This window comes from Klebsiella sp. HN106, from assembly GCF_051209435.1.
Classification (GTDB): domain Bacteria; phylum Pseudomonadota; class Gammaproteobacteria; order Enterobacterales; family Enterobacteriaceae; genus Klebsiella; species Klebsiella oxytoca.
Genome location: NZ_JBLURD010000017.1, coordinates 56,961 through 72,773, shown reverse-complemented (window position 1 = coordinate 72,773; position 15,813 = coordinate 56,961). Strand labels below are relative to the sequence as shown.

The following is a 15,813-nucleotide window of genomic DNA, read 5'->3' as shown; positions in this document are numbered from 1 at the left end:
TTCTTTAACCTGAACGACGACGATTACGTGGCGGACCGTTGCGGCGCGGGCCGTTGCCCGGACGCGGGCGCGTGAGGCGCAGCGGCTTAGGCAGGTCAGTCATGAGCGCGTCCGAATTGTATTTGCTCACCGGAATCGAATGACCAATATAGGTTTCAATCGCCGGAAGGTTCAGCGCGTACTCTTCACAGGCCAGGCTGATGGAGTGACCGCTGGCGCCAGCGCGGCCGGTACGGCCAATACGGTGAACGTAGTCTTCGCAATCGTCCGGCAGATCGTAGTTAAAGACGTGCGTCACGGCTGGAATATGCAGACCGCGAGCAGCTACGTCGGTTGCGACCAGAATATCGATATCGCCGCGGGTAAATTCGTCGAGAATACGCAGACGTTTTTTCTGCGCGACGTCGCCGGTTAACAGGCCAACGCGATGGCCGTCCGCCGCCAGGTGACCCCAGATATCTTCACAGCGATGCTTGGTATTGGCGAAAATAATCGCGCGATCGGGCCACTCTTCTTCCAGCAGCGTCTGCAGCAGGCGCATTTTTTCTTCATTGGAAGGGTAGAACAGTTCTTCTTTAATACGGTGGCCGGTTTTCTGCTCTGGCTCAACTTCAACGTACTCGGCGTTGTTCATTTGTTCGAACGCCAGTTCACGTACGCGATAAGAAAGGGTGGCGGAGAAAAGCATGTTCAGGCGCTGATTCGCGGGCGGCATACGGCGGAACAGCCAACGAATATCTTTAATAAAGCCGAGATCGTACATGCGATCGGCTTCGTCGAGCACGACAACCTGAATAGCGCCGAGGTTAATATGGTTCTGTTTAGCGTAATCGATAAGGCGACCGGTGGTACCGATCAGAATATCCACGCCGCTTTCCAGCACTTTCAGCTGCTTATCGTAGCCGTCGCCGCCGTACGCGAGTCCCAGCTTCAGACCGGTCGCCTGCGCCAGTGGTTCAGCGTCGGCATGGATCTGTACCGCCAGTTCACGCGTCGGCGCCATGATTAGCGCCCGCGGCTGATTGACCTGACGGTCCGCGATAGCCGGGTGTGTGAGAAGATAATGAAACGTTGACGTCAGAAACGCCATCGTTTTACCGGTACCGGTTTGCGCCTGCCCGGCGACATCGCGACCTTCCAGCGTTAGCGGGAGGGCGAGGGCCTGAATGGGTGTGCAATTATGAAACCCTTTCTTTTCAAGGGCTTCAATCACTGCCGGGTGCAGGGCGAAGTCGGAAAACTTCTGTTCTGTTAAATGTGTTTTGCTCATAGTGTGGTAGAATATCAGCTAACTATTGCATTAAGAAAGCGTATCCGGTGAAATAACGTCAACCTTTCGTTGGCTATGTATGAAATTATTCAAGGTGCGTCTGCGGCAACTGAACGAATCTTCGAAAGCTTAGACTACTAAGCAAGGCGAGGGTGACAAATCTGCGATAAGCCGGTTTGAACGCTGGTTGCTTTAACTTCTGTGGGACAAAGTTCATGATGGACATTGTGACGCAGAGCGTTATAAAAGAGGCATTCTGAAGAACAGCGTGCATAACGTAGCATTGACACGTCGTTGATGACTGCGACACCAACACACCAGGCTTATTCCTGTGGAGTTAAATATGAGCGATAAAATTATTCACCTGACTGACGACAGTTTTGACACGGACGTACTCAAGGCTGACGGGCTAACCCTCGTCGATTTCTGGGCAGAGTGGTGTGGTCCGTGCAAAATGATCGCCCCGATTCTGGATGAGATCGCTGAAGAGTATCAGGGCAAACTGACCATTGCGAAGCTGAACATCGATCAGAACCCGGGTACTGCGCCGAAATACGGCATTCGCGGCATCCCGACCCTGCTGCTGTTCAAAAATGGTGAAGTTGCAGCGACTAAAGTCGGCGCGCTGTCTAAAGGCCAGCTGAAAGAGTTCCTTGACGCCAACCTGGCGTAAGCGGCTTGCTGTTCCGGCGTCCAGGCTCCTATTTTTTGCGGATCTCTGGACGCCCGGCGAGAGTCGTGCTAAGTTAATCTCAGACTTCGTTTTAAACATACCTTTGTTTGAATCTTGTTTTACCCAAAGCGTCCCGCAAAAATGCGCGTGAGGCTTATAATCCGGGCTTATCACTCATTCCGTTTAGTCGTTTCAGTTCTGCGTTCTTTCCTGTGACCAGGCAACGTACAGACACGAGATGAAGGCCGTTAACAGGCATGGATGTTCCTGCCATACCATTCACAACATTAAGTTCGAGAATTACCCCGAGTTTAAGAACCCACACCATTATGAATCTTACCGAATTAAAGAATACGCCGGTTTCTGAGCTGATTACTCTCGGCGAAAATATGGGGCTGGAAAACCTGGCCCGTATGCGTAAGCAGGATATTATTTTTGCCATCCTCAAGCAGCATTCAAAGAGTGGCGAAGATATCTTTGGCGATGGCGTACTGGAGATACTGCAGGATGGATTTGGTTTCCTCCGTTCAGCAGACAGCTCCTACCTCGCCGGTCCCGACGACATCTACGTATCTCCCAGCCAAATCCGCCGCTTCAACCTCCGCACTGGTGACACCATTTCCGGTAAGATTCGTCCTCCTAAAGAGGGTGAGCGTTACTTTGCGTTGTTGAAAGTTAACGAAGTTAACTACGATAAGCCGGAAAACGCCCGTAACAAGATTCTGTTTGAGAACTTAACCCCGCTGCACGCAAATTCACGTCTGCGTATGGAACGCGGTAATGGCTCAACGGAAGACTTAACCGCTCGCGTGCTGGATCTGGCATCGCCGATCGGCCGCGGTCAGCGTGGTCTGATTGTTGCGCCGCCGAAGGCGGGTAAAACCATGCTGCTGCAGAATATTGCGCAGAGCATTGCGTACAACCATCCTGATTGCGTGCTGATGGTACTGCTGATCGACGAACGTCCGGAAGAAGTGACCGAGATGCAGCGTCTGGTTAAAGGCGAAGTGGTTGCTTCTACCTTTGACGAACCGGCCTCTCGCCACGTTCAGGTTGCCGAAATGGTTATCGAGAAGGCGAAGCGTCTGGTTGAACACAAGAAAGACGTTATCATCCTCCTCGACTCGATTACCCGTCTGGCGCGCGCCTACAACACCGTAGTTCCGGCTTCCGGTAAAGTGTTGACCGGTGGTGTGGACGCCAACGCCCTGCATCGTCCGAAGCGTTTCTTCGGCGCCGCGCGTAACGTGGAAGAGGGCGGTAGCCTGACCATCATCGCAACAGCGCTGATCGATACCGGTTCTAAAATGGACGAAGTTATCTACGAAGAGTTTAAAGGCACCGGTAACATGGAGCTTCACCTCTCACGTAAGATCGCTGAGAAACGCGTCTTCCCGGCTATCGACTACAACCGTTCCGGTACCCGTAAAGAAGAGCTGCTCACCACTCAGGAAGAGCTGCAGAAGATGTGGATCCTGCGTAAAATCATTCACCCGATGGGTGAAATCGACGCGATGGAATTCCTCATCAATAAACTGGCGATGACCAAAACTAACGACGACTTCTTCGATATGATGAAGCGCTCGTAAGTTAAAAAAGCCAGAGAACGCCACGCTATTGCGTGGCGTTTTGTTTTCCGGGTTTGTATGATCCAGGAAGGGAAAACAAAATGGGCGTTAACGTATGATGTGCGCAGCAGGATGGCAGGCAGAGACAGCTTTAACAGTCTAAAATTTCTACAATAAATTTGTAATGTTCTGCTTTGCCCCTTCTGGAGTTGAGGCATCGTCGTTATACTTCCCGGATTAACTATGCTGAGAGCACATGCGTTGTGAATTTACTCACTGCTATTACTGAATTAATCAGTATTTTCTTATTCACCACCCTGTTTATATTTGTCGCCCGCAAGGCGGCAAAAAGAGTTGGGCTCGTGGATAAACCTAACTATCGTAAACGGCATCAGGGTTTGATTCCGTTAGTCGGTGGTATTTCAGTTTTCGCAGGTATTTGTTTTACGTTTGCCATCGCCGATTATTACATTCCCCACGCAAAGTTATACCTGGGGTGTGCCGGGGTGCTTGTGCTGGTCGGCGCGTTAGACGACCGCTTTGATATCAGCGTAAAAATTCGCGCGGTAATTCAGGCCGCCATCGCCGTCATTATGATGATGGTGGGAAATCTTCATCTAAGTAGCCTCGGCTTTATATTTGGCTCATGGGAGCTGGTGCTCGGCCCCTTTGGCTTCTTCCTCACGCTTTTCGCCGTTTGGGCCGCGATCAACGCCTTCAATATGGTTGATGGCATCGATGGCCTGCTGGGCGGCCTCTCCTCCGTCTCTTTTGCGGCAACCGGTATCATTCTGTGGTTTGATGGCCAGTACAGCCTGGCAATGTGGTGTTTTGCGATGATTGCCGCCATTTTGCCCTATATTTTACTTAACCTCGGGGCGCTTGGCCGTCGCTATAAAGTCTTTATGGGTGACGCCGGCAGCACCATGATTGGCTTCACTATCATCTGGATCCTGCTGGAGACCACGCAGGGAAAGACGCATCCCATTAGCCCTGTCACTGCGCTATGGATTATTGCGATCCCGTTGATGGATATGGTGGCGATTATGTACCGCCGCCTGCGTAAAGGAATGAGTCCGTTCTCCCCGGACCGTCAGCATATTCATCACTTGATCATGCGCGCCGGGTTTACTTCCCGCCAGGCATTCGTGCTGATCACCCTGGCCGCCGCGCTGCTGGCGCTGGTTGGGGTGGCAGCGGAATACACCCGTATTGTTCCTGAATGGGTGATGTTAATACTCTTTTTGGTGGCCTTCTTTCTTTATGGCTACTGTATTAAACGCGCCTGGAAAGTGGCGCGCATGGTTAAGCGCATTAGACGCAGAATACGGCGACACAGCGGCAATAATCCAAATTAACCAAGTCAATCTGGGGACGTGATGACTCAACCATTACCGGGAGCACAAACAGTGAACGTTGAGAATGAGCTGGATATTCGCGGGCTGTTTCGCGCCCTGTGGGCAGGAAAAAGCTGGATAGCAGGTTTCGCGGTGCTCTTTGCACTGATTGTTCTGGTCTATACCTTCTTTGCTCGCCAGGAGTGGAGCGCGACGGCAATTACCGACCGGCCGACGGTGAACATGCTGGGCGGGTACTATTCGCAACAGCAGTTTTTACGCAATCTCGATATCAAGGCCAATCTCGTCTCGGTCGATCAACCTTCGGTAATGGATGAAGCGTATAAAGAGTTCATTATGCAGCAGGCGTCATGGGATACCCGCCGCGATTTCTGGCTGCAAACGGACTACTACAAGCAGCGCCAGTCGGGTAACGCCCGCGCCGATGCCGCTTTGCTGGACGATCTGATTAACGACATTCAGTTTATGCCCGGCGATGCGCTCAAAAGCGTTAACGACAGCGTGAAGCTGACGGCGGAAACCGCCCCGGATGCCAATAATCTGCTGCGTCAGTATGTCGCCTTCGCCAGCCAGCGCGCGGCTGGTCACCTGAATGACGAGCTTAAGGGCGCCTGGGCCGCGCGAACCGTGCAGATGAAAGCGCAGGTTAAGCGCCAGGAAGAGGTGGCGCGCGAAATTTTCAATCGCCGCATGCATAGCGTGGAGCAGGCGCTGAAAGTCGCCCAGCAACACAATATTTCCCGCAGCGAAACCGACATTCCACCAGACCAGCTGCCGGATTCCGAACTGTTTTTACTGGGCCGGCCGATGCTGCAGGCCCGTCTGGAAAATCTGCAGGCGGTCGGGCCGCAGTACGATCTTGATTATGACCAAAGCCGCGCCATGTTAACGACGTTAAACGTGGGACCGACCCTGGACCCGCGTTTTCAGACTTACAGGTATTTGCGAACGCCTGAAGAACCGGTAAAACGCGATAGCCCGCGCCGCGCGTTTCTGATGGTGATGTGGGGGATTGTGGGCGCGCTCATCGGCGCAGGCGTTGCGTTAACGCGTCGCCGTGTCCAGTGAATGCGACCTGTGGTGAAGGACATCCAGCCTTCATCGCCTAATCGAAGAGAATCGATGTGAAAGTACTAACGGTATTTGGCACGAGACCAGAAGCCATCAAAATGGCGCCTCTGGTTCATGCGCTGGCAAGGGATCCTCATTTTGAGGCGAAAGTTTGCGTGACCGCGCAGCATCGGGAGATGCTCGATCAGGTGTTGAAACTTTTTTCTATTGTTCCGGACTACGACCTTAACATTATGCAGCCGGGTCAGGGGTTGACGGAGATTACCTGTCGCATCCTTGAGGGCTTAAAGCCGGTGCTGGAGTCGTTTAAGCCAGATGTGGTGCTGGTGCATGGCGATACCACCACGACGATGGCGGCAAGCCTTGCCGCTTTCTATCAGCGCATTCCGGTGGGGCACGTGGAAGCCGGACTGCGCACGGGCGATCTGAGCTCGCCGTGGCCGGAAGAGGGGAACCGCACGTTGACCGGGCATCTGGCAACGTACCATTTTGCGCCGACGGAAACCTCGCGGCAGAACCTGCTGCGGGAAAATATTGCCGATAATCGGATCACGATAACCGGCAATACGGTTATTGATGCGCTGTTTTGGGTGCGCGATCGGGTACTGAGCGATGAAGCGCTGCGTAACGAGCTGACTCAGCGTTATCCTTTTCTCGCCAACGGTAAGAAGATGATTCTGGTCACCGGGCATCGTCGGGAAAGCTTTGGCCGCGGTTTTGAGCAAATCTGCCACGCGCTGGCAGAGATCGCTGCCAATAACCCAGACGTACAGATTGTCTATCCGGTGCATCTGAACCCGAACGTCAGCGAACCGGTTAACCGTATTCTCGGCCACGTTGAGAACGTCATGCTTATTGAGCCGCAGGATTATCTGCCGTTCGTCTGGCTGATGAATCGCGCGTGGTTGATTCTGACCGATTCCGGCGGTATCCAGGAAGAGGCGCCATCGCTCGGCAAACCGGTGCTGGTAATGCGCGAAATGACCGAGCGTCCGGAAGCGGTCAGCGCGGGAACCGTATGCCTGGTGGGTACCGACAGCCAGCGCATCGTCAATGAAGTCACGCGCTTGCTGCATGATGAGTCCGCCTGGCAGGCCATGAGCCGGGCGCATAACCCGTACGGCGATGGACAAGCGTGTCATCGTATTTTGTCTGCACTTAAAAATAATCAGGTAACGCTATGAATTTTTCTACCATTTCAGTGATTGGCCTTGGATATATTGGCCTGCCAACCGCTGCCGCGTTCGCCTCCCGGCAAAAGCGGGTGGTCGGCGTTGATGTCAATCAACACGCCGTGGAGACCATTAACCGTGGTGAAATTCATATCGTGGAGCCGGATCTGGCGAGCGTCGTTAAAACAGCGGTCGAGCAGGGCTATCTGAGCGCCACCACCGCGCCAGTAGAAGCTGACGCCTATCTGATTGCGGTGCCGACGCCGTTTAAAGACCTGCACGAACCGGATATGGTTTTCGTCGAGTCGGCGGCTAAATCTATCGCGCCGACGCTGAAGAAAGGTTCGCTGGTTATCCTCGAGTCCACTTCGCCGGTAGGTTCAACCGAACAGATGGCGGACTGGCTGGCGGAAATGCGCCCCGATTTGAGCTTCCCGCAGCAGGCTGGCGAAGCGGCGGACGTGAATATCGCCTACTGCCCGGAGCGCGTTTTGCCGGGTCAGGTCATGGTTGAGCTGATCAAAAACGATCGCGTGATCGGGGGTATGTCGCCGGTTTGCTCAGCCCGCGCCAGCGAGCTGTATAAAATTTTCCTCGAAGGCGAATGTGTGGTGACTAACTCTCGCACCGCCGAAATGTGCAAGCTGACAGAAAACAGCTTCCGCGACGTTAATATCGCTTTTGCCAATGAACTTTCGCTGATTTGCGCCGATCAGGGGATTAACGTCTGGGAACTGATTCGCCTGGCGAATCGCCATCCGCGCGTGAACATTCTCCAGCCCGGTCCGGGCGTTGGCGGTCACTGCATCGCGGTCGACCCGTGGTTTATCGTGGCGCAAAACCCGCAGCAGGCGCGGCTTATCCGTACCGCGCGTGAAGTTAACGACCATAAACCAGAGTGGGTGATCGATGAAGTTAAAGCGCGGGTCGCCGACTGCCTTGCCGCCAGCAACAAACGCGCCAGCGAGATAAAAATCGCCTGCTTTGGCCTGGCGTTTAAGCCGAATATTGATGATCTGCGCGAAAGCCCGGCCATGGCCATTGCCGCACAAATCGCCCGCTGGCACGGCGGCGAAACCCTGGTTGTTGAGCCGAATATCCACCAGTTGCCGAAGAAGCTTGATGGCCTGTGCGCTCTGGCGTTGCTCGACGAAGCGCTGGCGAGCGCCGATGTGCTGGTGATGCTGGTCGATCATAAAGAATTTAAAGCGATTAGCGGGGATAGCGTCAGCCAGCAGTTTATCGTCGATACCAAAGGGGTATGGCGGTGAGAACGATTCTGGTCACCGGCGGCGCCGGTTTTATCGGTTCTGCGGTGGTGCGTGAAATCATCACTGCAACCAGCGATAACGTGGTGGTGGTTGATAAGCTGACCTACGCGGGGAATCTGATGTCGCTGGCGCCTGTCGCCGGGGATCCGCGTTTTGCTTTTGAACAGGTGGATATCTGCGATCGCGCTGAACTGGACCGGGTATTTCGCCACTATCAGCCCGATACGGTGATGCATCTGGCCGCTGAAAGCCACGTTGACCGCTCTATTGACGGCCCGGCGGCGTTTATCGAAACCAACATTGTCGGTACCTGGACGCTGCTGGAAGCGGCCAGGGCCTGGTGGAATACGCTGGCGAACGATAAAAAATCCGCCTTTCGTTTCCACCACATCTCAACGGATGAGGTCTATGGCGATCTGCACGACAGCGGCGCGTTTTTTACCGAAACCACGCCCTATGCGCCCAGCAGCCCCTATTCGGCGTCGAAAGCCAGCAGCGATCATCTGGTGCGCGCCTGGAAGAGAACCTATGGCCTGCCAACGCTGGTCACCAACTGCTCGAATAACTACGGACCGTATCATTTCCCGGAAAAACTGATCCCGCTGACTATCCTGAACGCGCTGGCGGGTAAACCGCTGCCGGTTTATGGCAACGGGCAGCAGATCCGCGACTGGTTGTACGTTGAAGATCACGCCAGGGCGCTCTATCGGGTGGCAACGAGCGGTGAGCCGGGCGAAACTTACAATATCGGCGGCCATAACGAGCGGAAAAATATCGAGGTAGTGGAAACCATTTGCGATCTGCTGGAAGAGCTGGCGCCGCGCAAACCGGAAGGCCTTGCGCGCTATCGCGATCTCATCACCTTTGTTGCCGATCGTCCCGGCCACGACCTGCGCTACGCTATTGATGCGGCGAAAATAGCGCGTGAACTGGGCTGGACGCCGGCCGAAACGTTCACCAGCGGGATGCGCAAAACCGTTGCGTGGTACCTGGCTAATGAAGCCTGGTGGCAGCAGGTGCTGGACGGCAGCTATCAGGGTGAACGCCTGGGGCTGCAAGCCTGAGCGCTTGAGGGGGTAAAATGAAAGGTATTATTCTGGCAGGCGGATCGGGTACCCGCCTGCATCCGATCACGCGCGGCGTCTCAAAACAGCTGCTACCCATCTACGATAAGCCGATGATCTACTATCCGCTCTCGGTGCTGATGCTGGCCGGGATTCGCGAAGTGCTGATCATTACCACCCCGGACGACCAGCGCGATTTCCAGCGCCTGCTTGGCGATGGTTCGGAGTTCGGCGTTCAGCTCAGCTACGCCGCGCAGCCAAGCCCGGACGGGCTGGCGCAGGCCTTTATCATCGGCGAGGCGTTCCTCAACGGTGAGCCCTCATGCCTGGTGCTCGGCGATAATATCTTTTTCGGCCAGGGTTTTAGCCCGAAGCTCCGTAGCGTCGCGTCCCGCACTTCCGGGGCGACGGTGTTTGGTTATCAGGTGATGGACCCGGAACGCTTTGGCGTGGTGGAGTTTGATGACGATTTCCGCGCGATTTCGCTGGAGGAGAAGCCAAAGCAGCCCAAATCCAACTGGGCGGTAACCGGCCTCTATTTCTACGACGGTAAAGTCGCGGAATACGCAAAACGGGTTAAACCCTCGGCGCGCGGCGAGCTGGAGATCACCTCCATCAATCAAATGTATCTCGACGATGGCGCGCTAACGGTTGAGCTGCTGGGCCGCGGTTTTGCCTGGCTCGATACCGGCACGCACGATAGCCTGATCGAAGCCAGCATGTTTGTGCAAACGGTGGAAAAGCGTCAGGGTTTCAAGATTGCCTGCCTGGAAGAGATCGCCTGGCGCAACGGCTGGCTGGACGACGACGGCGTGAAGCGCGCGGCGAAACGGCTGGAAAAAACCGGCTACGGTCAATACTTACTGGATTTACTCCGTGCCCGCCCGCGCCAGTATTGAGTCCCTGGAGTGGGAGAACCGCTTCTTCGGCGTCAATAGCGCTATCCTGCGCTTTGGCGATGATGCGCCGCCGCTGACGGTGGACGCGCTGGCGAACTGGTCGCGGGTACAGGCGAAAGTTGCGGCGGATGATACCGCACGCCTGGATGCGCTGCAGGCATTGGGCTTCCGACTGGTGGAGGGCGAGGTCGATCTCGCGCTTTCGCCAGCCGCTTATGGTGATAGTGGCGCCGAGCCGGCGACCGAGGCGGATATTCCCCGGCTGCGTGAACTGGCAGCGCTGGCCTTTGCGCAGAGCCGTTTTCGCGCGCCCTGGTACGCAGCCGATGCCAGCGGCCGTTTCTATGCCCAGTGGATTGAAAATGCGGTGCGCGGCACCTTCGATCATCAGTGTCTGGTGTTTCGCGCCCCTGGCGGCGATATCCGCGCTTTTGTCTCCCTGCGCCAGCTTAGCGCGCACGAGGCAAGGATTGGCCTGCTGGCCGGACGCGGAGCCGGAGCGGAATTAATGCAGGCAGCTCAGGGCTGGACCGCGCTGCGCGGGCTGAAGACACTGCGGGTGGCGACCCAGATGGGCAACACCGCCGCGCTTAAACGTTACATTCTTAGCGGTGCGAATGTCGAAAGCACCGCGTACTGGTTATACAGGTGACATGATGATTCCATTTAACGCACCGCCGGTGGTGGGAACCGAGCTTGATTATATGCAGTCCGCGATGGGAAGCGGCAAGCTGTGCGGCGATGGCGGTTTTACCCGCCGCTGCCAGCAGTGGATGGAGCAGCGCTTCGGTACTGCCAAAGCCCTGCTGACGCCGTCCTGCACCGCTTCGCTGGAAATGGCGGCGCTGCTGCTGGATATCCAGCCGGGCGATGAAGTGATTATGCCGAGCTATACCTTCGTCTCCACCGCCAACGCCTTTGTGCTGCGTGGCGCAAAAATCGTCTTCGTTGATATTCGTCGCGACACCATGAATATTGATGAAACGCTGATTGAAGCGGCGATCACCGACAAAACCCGCGCGATTGTGCCGGTCCACTACGCCGGCGTGGCCTGCGAAATGGACACCATTATGGCTATCGCCAGCAAACATAATCTGTTTGTCGTGGAAGATGCCGCTCAGGGCGTGATGTCGACCTATAAAGGCCGGGCGCTCGGTACTATCGGCCATATTGGCTGCTTCAGCTTCCATGAAACAAAAAACTACACTGCGGGCGGTGAAGGCGGCGCGACGCTGATTAACGATCGCAAGCTGGTAGAGCGCGCGGAGATCATTCGAGAAAAAGGCACCAACCGCAGCCAGTTTTTCCGTGGTCTGGTGGATAAATACACCTGGCGTGATATCGGCTCCAGCTACCTGATGTCCGATTTACAGGCGGCCTATCTGTGGGCGCAGCTGGAAGCGGCGGAGCGAATTAACCAGCAGCGCCTGGCGCTGTGGCAGAACTACTACGAGGCCCTGCTGCCGCTGGCGCGCGCCGGGCGTATCGAGCTGCCGATTGTGCCTGCCGACTGCGGGCACAATGCGCATATGTTCTACATCAAGCTGCGCGATATTGACGATCGCAGTAAGCTGATTGCCTGGCTGAAAGAGGCGGAGATTCTGGCCGTGTTCCACTATATTCCGCTGCATAGCTGCCCGGCCGGGGAGAACTTCGGCGTGTTCCACGGGACGGATCGCTTCACGACTCAGGAGAGCGAACGCCTGCTGCGTTTGCCGTTATTCTACAACCTGTCGAGCGTAAACCAGCGCACGGTGATTAACTCGCTGCTGAGCTATTTCTCCTGATATGTCGCTGGCTAAAGCTTCTCTGTGGACCGCAGCGTCCACGCTGGTCAAAATCGGCGCCGGTCTGCTGGTAGTTAAACTGCTGGCGGTGTCGTTCGGCCCGGCAGGCGTGGGGCAAGCGGGCAACTTCCGCCAGCTGGTGACCGTGCTTGGCGTGCTGGCGGGGGCCGGAATCTTTAACGGCGTCACGAAGCTGGTAGCCCAGCATCATGACGATCGCCGGCAGTTGCACAACGTCGTCGGCACCGCTTCAGCGATGGTGCTGGGGTTCTCCACCCTGCTGGCGCTGATATTCCTGCTGGCGGCGGCGCCGATAAGCCAGGGTCTGTTCGGTCATCAGCATTATCAGAATCTGGTACGGCTGGTAGCGCTGGTGCAGATGGGCATTGCCTGGGCGAACTTCCTGTTAGCGCTGATGAAGGGGTTTCGCGATGCGGCGGGCAATGCGCTGTCGCTTATCGCCGGGAGCCTGATTGGCGTGGCGGCGTACTATGCCTGCTACCGTTTCGGCGGCTATCAGGGCGCATTGCTGGGACTGGCGCTGGTACCTGCGCTGGTGGTCGTGCCGGCGGCTATCGTACTGTGGCGACGCGGCAATATTCCGCTGAGCGCGCTGCGTCCGCGCTGGGACAACGGCCTCGCAGGGCAGCTGTCGAAATTTACCCTGATGGCGCTGATTACTTCGGTGACGCTGCCGGTAGCCTACGTGATGATGCGTAACCTGCTGGCGGCCCACTATGGCTGGGACGCGGTGGGGATCTGGCAGGGGGTAAGCAGCATCTCCGATGCCTATTTACAGTTTATTACCGCATCATTTAGCGTTTATCTGTTACCGACATTGTCCCGCTTGACGGCGAAAGCGGATATCACCCGTGAGATTGGCAAATCGTTAAAATTTGTTCTCCCGGCGGTAGCTGCAGCCAGCCTGACCGTATGGCTGCTGCGCGATTTCGCTATCTGGCTGCTGTTTTCCGACCGCTTTACGGCAATGCGCGATCTGTTTGCCTGGCAGTTGGTGGGCGATGTGTTGAAGGTCGGGGCATATGTTTATGGCTATCTGGTGATCGCCAAAGCCTCGCTGCGTTTTTATATTCTGACGGAAATCAGCCAGTTCACGCTGTTGACCGCATTCTCGCACTGGCTTATACCGGCGCACGGCGCTATCGGCGCGGCGCAGGCGTATATGGCTACTTATATTGTTTATTTCGCCCTCTGTAGCGGCGTGTTTTTACTTTGGCGTAAACGGGCATGACAGCACTGATACATGTACTGGGATCGGATATCCCGCACCACAACCAGACCGTTCTGCGGTTCTTTAATGATGAGCTGGCCGTCAATGACGAGCAGGCTCGCCTGTTTATGGTCGTCGGTGATGCGACAGGAATTCGCGAAGCGTACCCCGCGCTCTCCATCAGCTGCTATCCGGGGAAGAAGTCGCTGGCAAAGGCGGTTATCGCGCTGGCAAAGGCGAACCGGCAGCAGCGCTTTTTCTTTCACGGCCAGTTTAATACCGGCCTGTGGCTGGCGCTGCTCAGCGGGGGGATCCGCCCGGCGCAGTTTAACTGGCACATCTGGGGCGCGGATCTGTATGAGAATTCCGCCAGCCTGAAGTTTCGCTTGTTTTATCCGCTGCGGCGCCTGGCGCAGGGGCGGGTAGGGCGCGTCTTTGCGACCCGCGGCGATCTCAGTTGGTTCGCCGCCCGGCATTCGGGCGTGCCGGGCGAACTGCTCTATTTCCCGACCCGCATGGATCCGGCGCTGAACTCGCTTGCTGAAAGCGCGCCGCGCGGCGAGACGCTGACTATCCTGGTGGGGAATTCCGGCGACCGCAGCAACGAGCATATCGCCGCGCTGCGCGCGATTCATCAGCAGTTTGGCGATACGGTCAACGTTGTCGTGCCGATGGGTTATCCGGCCAATAATAGCGACTACATCAATGAAGTTCGCGCGGCCGGCGCGGCGCTGTTCAGCCCGCCGCATCTTCAGGTACTGGGCGATAAGCTGGCGTTTGATGACTATCTGGCCCTGCTGCGCCGCTGCGATCTTGGCTACTTCCTGTTTGCCCGCCAGCAGGGGATCGGCACGCTGTGTCTGCTGATTCAGGCGGGGATCCCCTGCGTGCTGAACCGGGAGAATCCCTTCTGGCAGGATATGTCGGAGCAGCATATTCCGGTACTCTTTACCAGCGATACGCTGGACGCGGCCGTGGTGCGTGAAGCGCAGCGCCAGCTGGCCGGCGTGGATAAGAATCAGATTGCCTTCTTCCGTCCTAATTATCTGACGGGCTGGCGACGGGCGTTGCGGATTGCCGCGGGGGTGGATGCATGACATTAATGCAATTTAGCGGACTGCTGCTGGTTTGGCTGCTGTCGACGCTTTTTATCGCCACCGCCACCTGGTTTGAATTTCGTCGGGTGCGCTTCAACTTCAACGTCTTTTTCTCGCTGCTGTTTCTGCTGACCTTTTTCTTTGGCTTTCCGCTGACCAGTATTCTGGTGTTTCGCTTCGACGTGGCGGTCGCCCCGCCGGAAATTCTGTTGCAAACTCTGCTGGTTTCCGTCTGTTTTTATGCGGTTTACTACGTGACTTATAAAACGCGGCTACGCTCGGCGGCGCAGAGCCATCAGCATCGTCCGCTGTTTACGATGAACCGCGTGGAGACCCATCTGGCCTGGGGGATTTTGCTGGGACTGGCGCTGCTCTGCGTCGGGATCTTCTTTGCGCATAACGGCTTTCTGTTATTCAAGCTCAATTCCTATAGCCAGATCTTCTCCAGCGAAGTTTCCGGCGTGGCGCTAAAGCGTTTCTTCTACTTTTTCATTCCGGCAATGCTGGTGGTCTATTTTCTGCGTCAGGATTATAAAGCGTGGATATTCTTCCTCGTCAGCACCGTCGCATTTGGTCTGCTGACTTATGCCATCGTTGGCGGGACCCGGGCGAATATCATCATTGCGTTTGCTATCTTCCTGTTTATTGGCATCATTCGCGGCTGGATAAGTCTGTGGATACTGGCGGCGGCGGGCGTACTGGGCATCGTCGGCATGTTCTGGCTGGCGCTCAAACGCTACGGAATGAACGTCAGCGGCGATGAAGCGTTTTATACTTTCCTCTATCTGACCCGCGATACCTTCTCGCCGTGGGAGAACCTGGCTCTGCTGCTGCAAAATTACGACAAGATTGAGTTTCAGGGCCTGGCGCCAATCGTCCGCGATTTCTATGTTTTTATCCCCAGCTGGTTGTGGCACGGTCGACCGACAATGGTGCTCAATACTGCGAACTATTTCACCTGGGAAGTGCTGAATAACCATTCTGGCCTGGCGATTTCGCCAACCCTGATTGGCTCGCTGGTGGTGATGGGGGGCGTCTGGTTCGTGCCGCTGGGCGCGGTAGCGGTTGGGCTGATTATTAAATGGTTTGACTGGCTGTACGAGCTTGGCAACCGGGAAACGAACCGCTATAAAGCGGCGATCCTGCACAGTTTTTGTTTTGGCGCTATCTTCAACATGATCGTGCTGGCGCGTGAAGGGCTGGATTCCTTTGGCTCTCGCGTGGTTTTTTTCCTCGTTATCTTTGGGATCTGCCTACTGGCGGCGAAACTGCTGTACTGGTTCCTCGATAGCGTCGGGCTGATTCATAAGCGGGCTAAACCGCTGACGCAACCTCAAGTCTGATAAGGGTGT

At 55.9% G+C, this 15,813-nt stretch carries 14 protein-coding genes; 13 read left to right on the top strand and 1 reads right to left on the bottom strand.

The features are described from left to right. Window positions 1-4: 4 nt before the first annotated feature. Entirely contained in the window at window positions 5-1,270 is a 1,266-nt protein-coding gene (gene rhlB, locus ACSIPU_RS26250) for an ATP-dependent RNA helicase RhlB (protein ID WP_004107637.1), read from the bottom strand. Window positions 1,271-1,613: 343 nt separating this feature from the next. Between rhlB and trxA the strand changes: the two genes are divergently transcribed. The 13 genes from trxA (at window position 1,614) to wzyE (ending at window position 15,804) form a co-directional block, all read left to right on the top strand. Next, window positions 1,614-1,943, top strand: a complete 330-nt coding sequence (gene trxA, locus ACSIPU_RS26245) for a thioredoxin TrxA (protein WP_004097507.1) — start codon at window positions 1,614-1,616, stop codon at window positions 1,941-1,943. 329 nt (window positions 1,944-2,272) lie between these two features. Continuing rightward, window positions 2,273-3,532 carry a transcription termination factor Rho gene (gene rho / locus ACSIPU_RS26240; protein WP_002883293.1) on the top strand — a complete coding sequence of 420 codons (1,260 nt, stop codon included), beginning with the start codon at window positions 2,273-2,275 and terminating at the stop codon, window positions 3,530-3,532. 242 nt (window positions 3,533-3,774) lie between these two features. Then, window positions 3,775-4,869, top strand: coding sequence for a UDP-N-acetylglucosamine--undecaprenyl-phosphate N-acetylglucosaminephosphotransferase (wecA, locus tag ACSIPU_RS26235; protein ID WP_004107647.1), 1,095 nt, complete (start codon window positions 3,775-3,777; stop codon window positions 4,867-4,869). A 21-nt stretch (window positions 4,870-4,890) separates the two neighbouring features. After that, on the top strand, window positions 4,891-5,937 hold the full coding sequence (gene wzzE / locus ACSIPU_RS26230; protein ID WP_024274881.1) for an ECA polysaccharide chain length modulation protein: 1,047 nt from the start codon (window positions 4,891-4,893) through the stop codon (window positions 5,935-5,937). A gap of 56 nt (window positions 5,938-5,993) precedes the next feature. Then, window positions 5,994-7,124, top strand: coding sequence for a non-hydrolyzing UDP-N-acetylglucosamine 2-epimerase (wecB, locus tag ACSIPU_RS26225; RefSeq protein ID WP_004107651.1), 1,131 nt, complete (start codon window positions 5,994-5,996; stop codon window positions 7,122-7,124). After that, window positions 7,121-8,383 (top strand): UDP-N-acetyl-D-mannosamine dehydrogenase, encoded by a 1,263-nt coding sequence (wecC, locus tag ACSIPU_RS26220; protein ID WP_004116973.1) that lies wholly within the window; start codon window positions 7,121-7,123, stop codon window positions 8,381-8,383. The genes wecB and wecC overlap by 4 nt, the downstream gene beginning before the upstream one ends. Then, window positions 8,380-9,447 (top strand): dTDP-glucose 4,6-dehydratase, encoded by a 1,068-nt coding sequence (gene rffG / locus ACSIPU_RS26215; protein WP_004116976.1) that lies wholly within the window; start codon window positions 8,380-8,382, stop codon window positions 9,445-9,447. The genes wecC and rffG overlap by 4 nt, the downstream gene beginning before the upstream one ends. Before the next feature lie 17 nt (window positions 9,448-9,464). After that, complete coding sequence (gene rfbA, locus ACSIPU_RS26210) at window positions 9,465-10,346, top strand: glucose-1-phosphate thymidylyltransferase RfbA (protein WP_004107659.1); 882 nt, start codon at window positions 9,465-9,467, stop codon at window positions 10,344-10,346. Beyond that, window positions 10,324-10,998 (top strand): dTDP-4-amino-4,6-dideoxy-D-galactose acyltransferase, encoded by a 675-nt coding sequence (rffC, locus tag ACSIPU_RS26205; RefSeq protein ID WP_016808209.1) that lies wholly within the window; start codon window positions 10,324-10,326, stop codon window positions 10,996-10,998. The genes rfbA and rffC overlap by 23 nt, the downstream gene beginning before the upstream one ends. A 4-nt stretch (window positions 10,999-11,002) precedes the next feature. Further along, window positions 11,003-12,133 carry a dTDP-4-amino-4,6-dideoxygalactose transaminase gene (gene rffA, locus ACSIPU_RS26200; protein WP_004107661.1) on the top strand — a complete coding sequence of 377 codons (1,131 nt, stop codon included), beginning with the start codon at window positions 11,003-11,005 and terminating at the stop codon, window positions 12,131-12,133. A gap of 1 nt (window position 12,134) precedes the next feature. Next, a complete protein-coding gene (gene wzxE / locus ACSIPU_RS26195; RefSeq protein WP_004107662.1) occupies window positions 12,135-13,385 on the top strand; it encodes a lipid III flippase WzxE in 1,251 nt (416 codons plus the stop codon). Further along, window positions 13,382-14,461, top strand: coding sequence for a TDP-N-acetylfucosamine:lipid II N-acetylfucosaminyltransferase (locus tag ACSIPU_RS26190; RefSeq protein ID WP_004107664.1), 1,080 nt, complete (start codon window positions 13,382-13,384; stop codon window positions 14,459-14,461). The genes wzxE and ACSIPU_RS26190 overlap by 4 nt, the downstream gene beginning before the upstream one ends. Continuing rightward, on the top strand, window positions 14,458-15,804 hold the full coding sequence (gene wzyE / locus ACSIPU_RS26185; protein ID WP_004107667.1) for an ECA oligosaccharide polymerase: 1,347 nt from the start codon (window positions 14,458-14,460) through the stop codon (window positions 15,802-15,804). Before ACSIPU_RS26190 ends, wzyE begins: the two co-directional genes overlap by 4 nt. The last annotated feature ends 9 nt before the right edge of the window (window positions 15,805-15,813 follow it).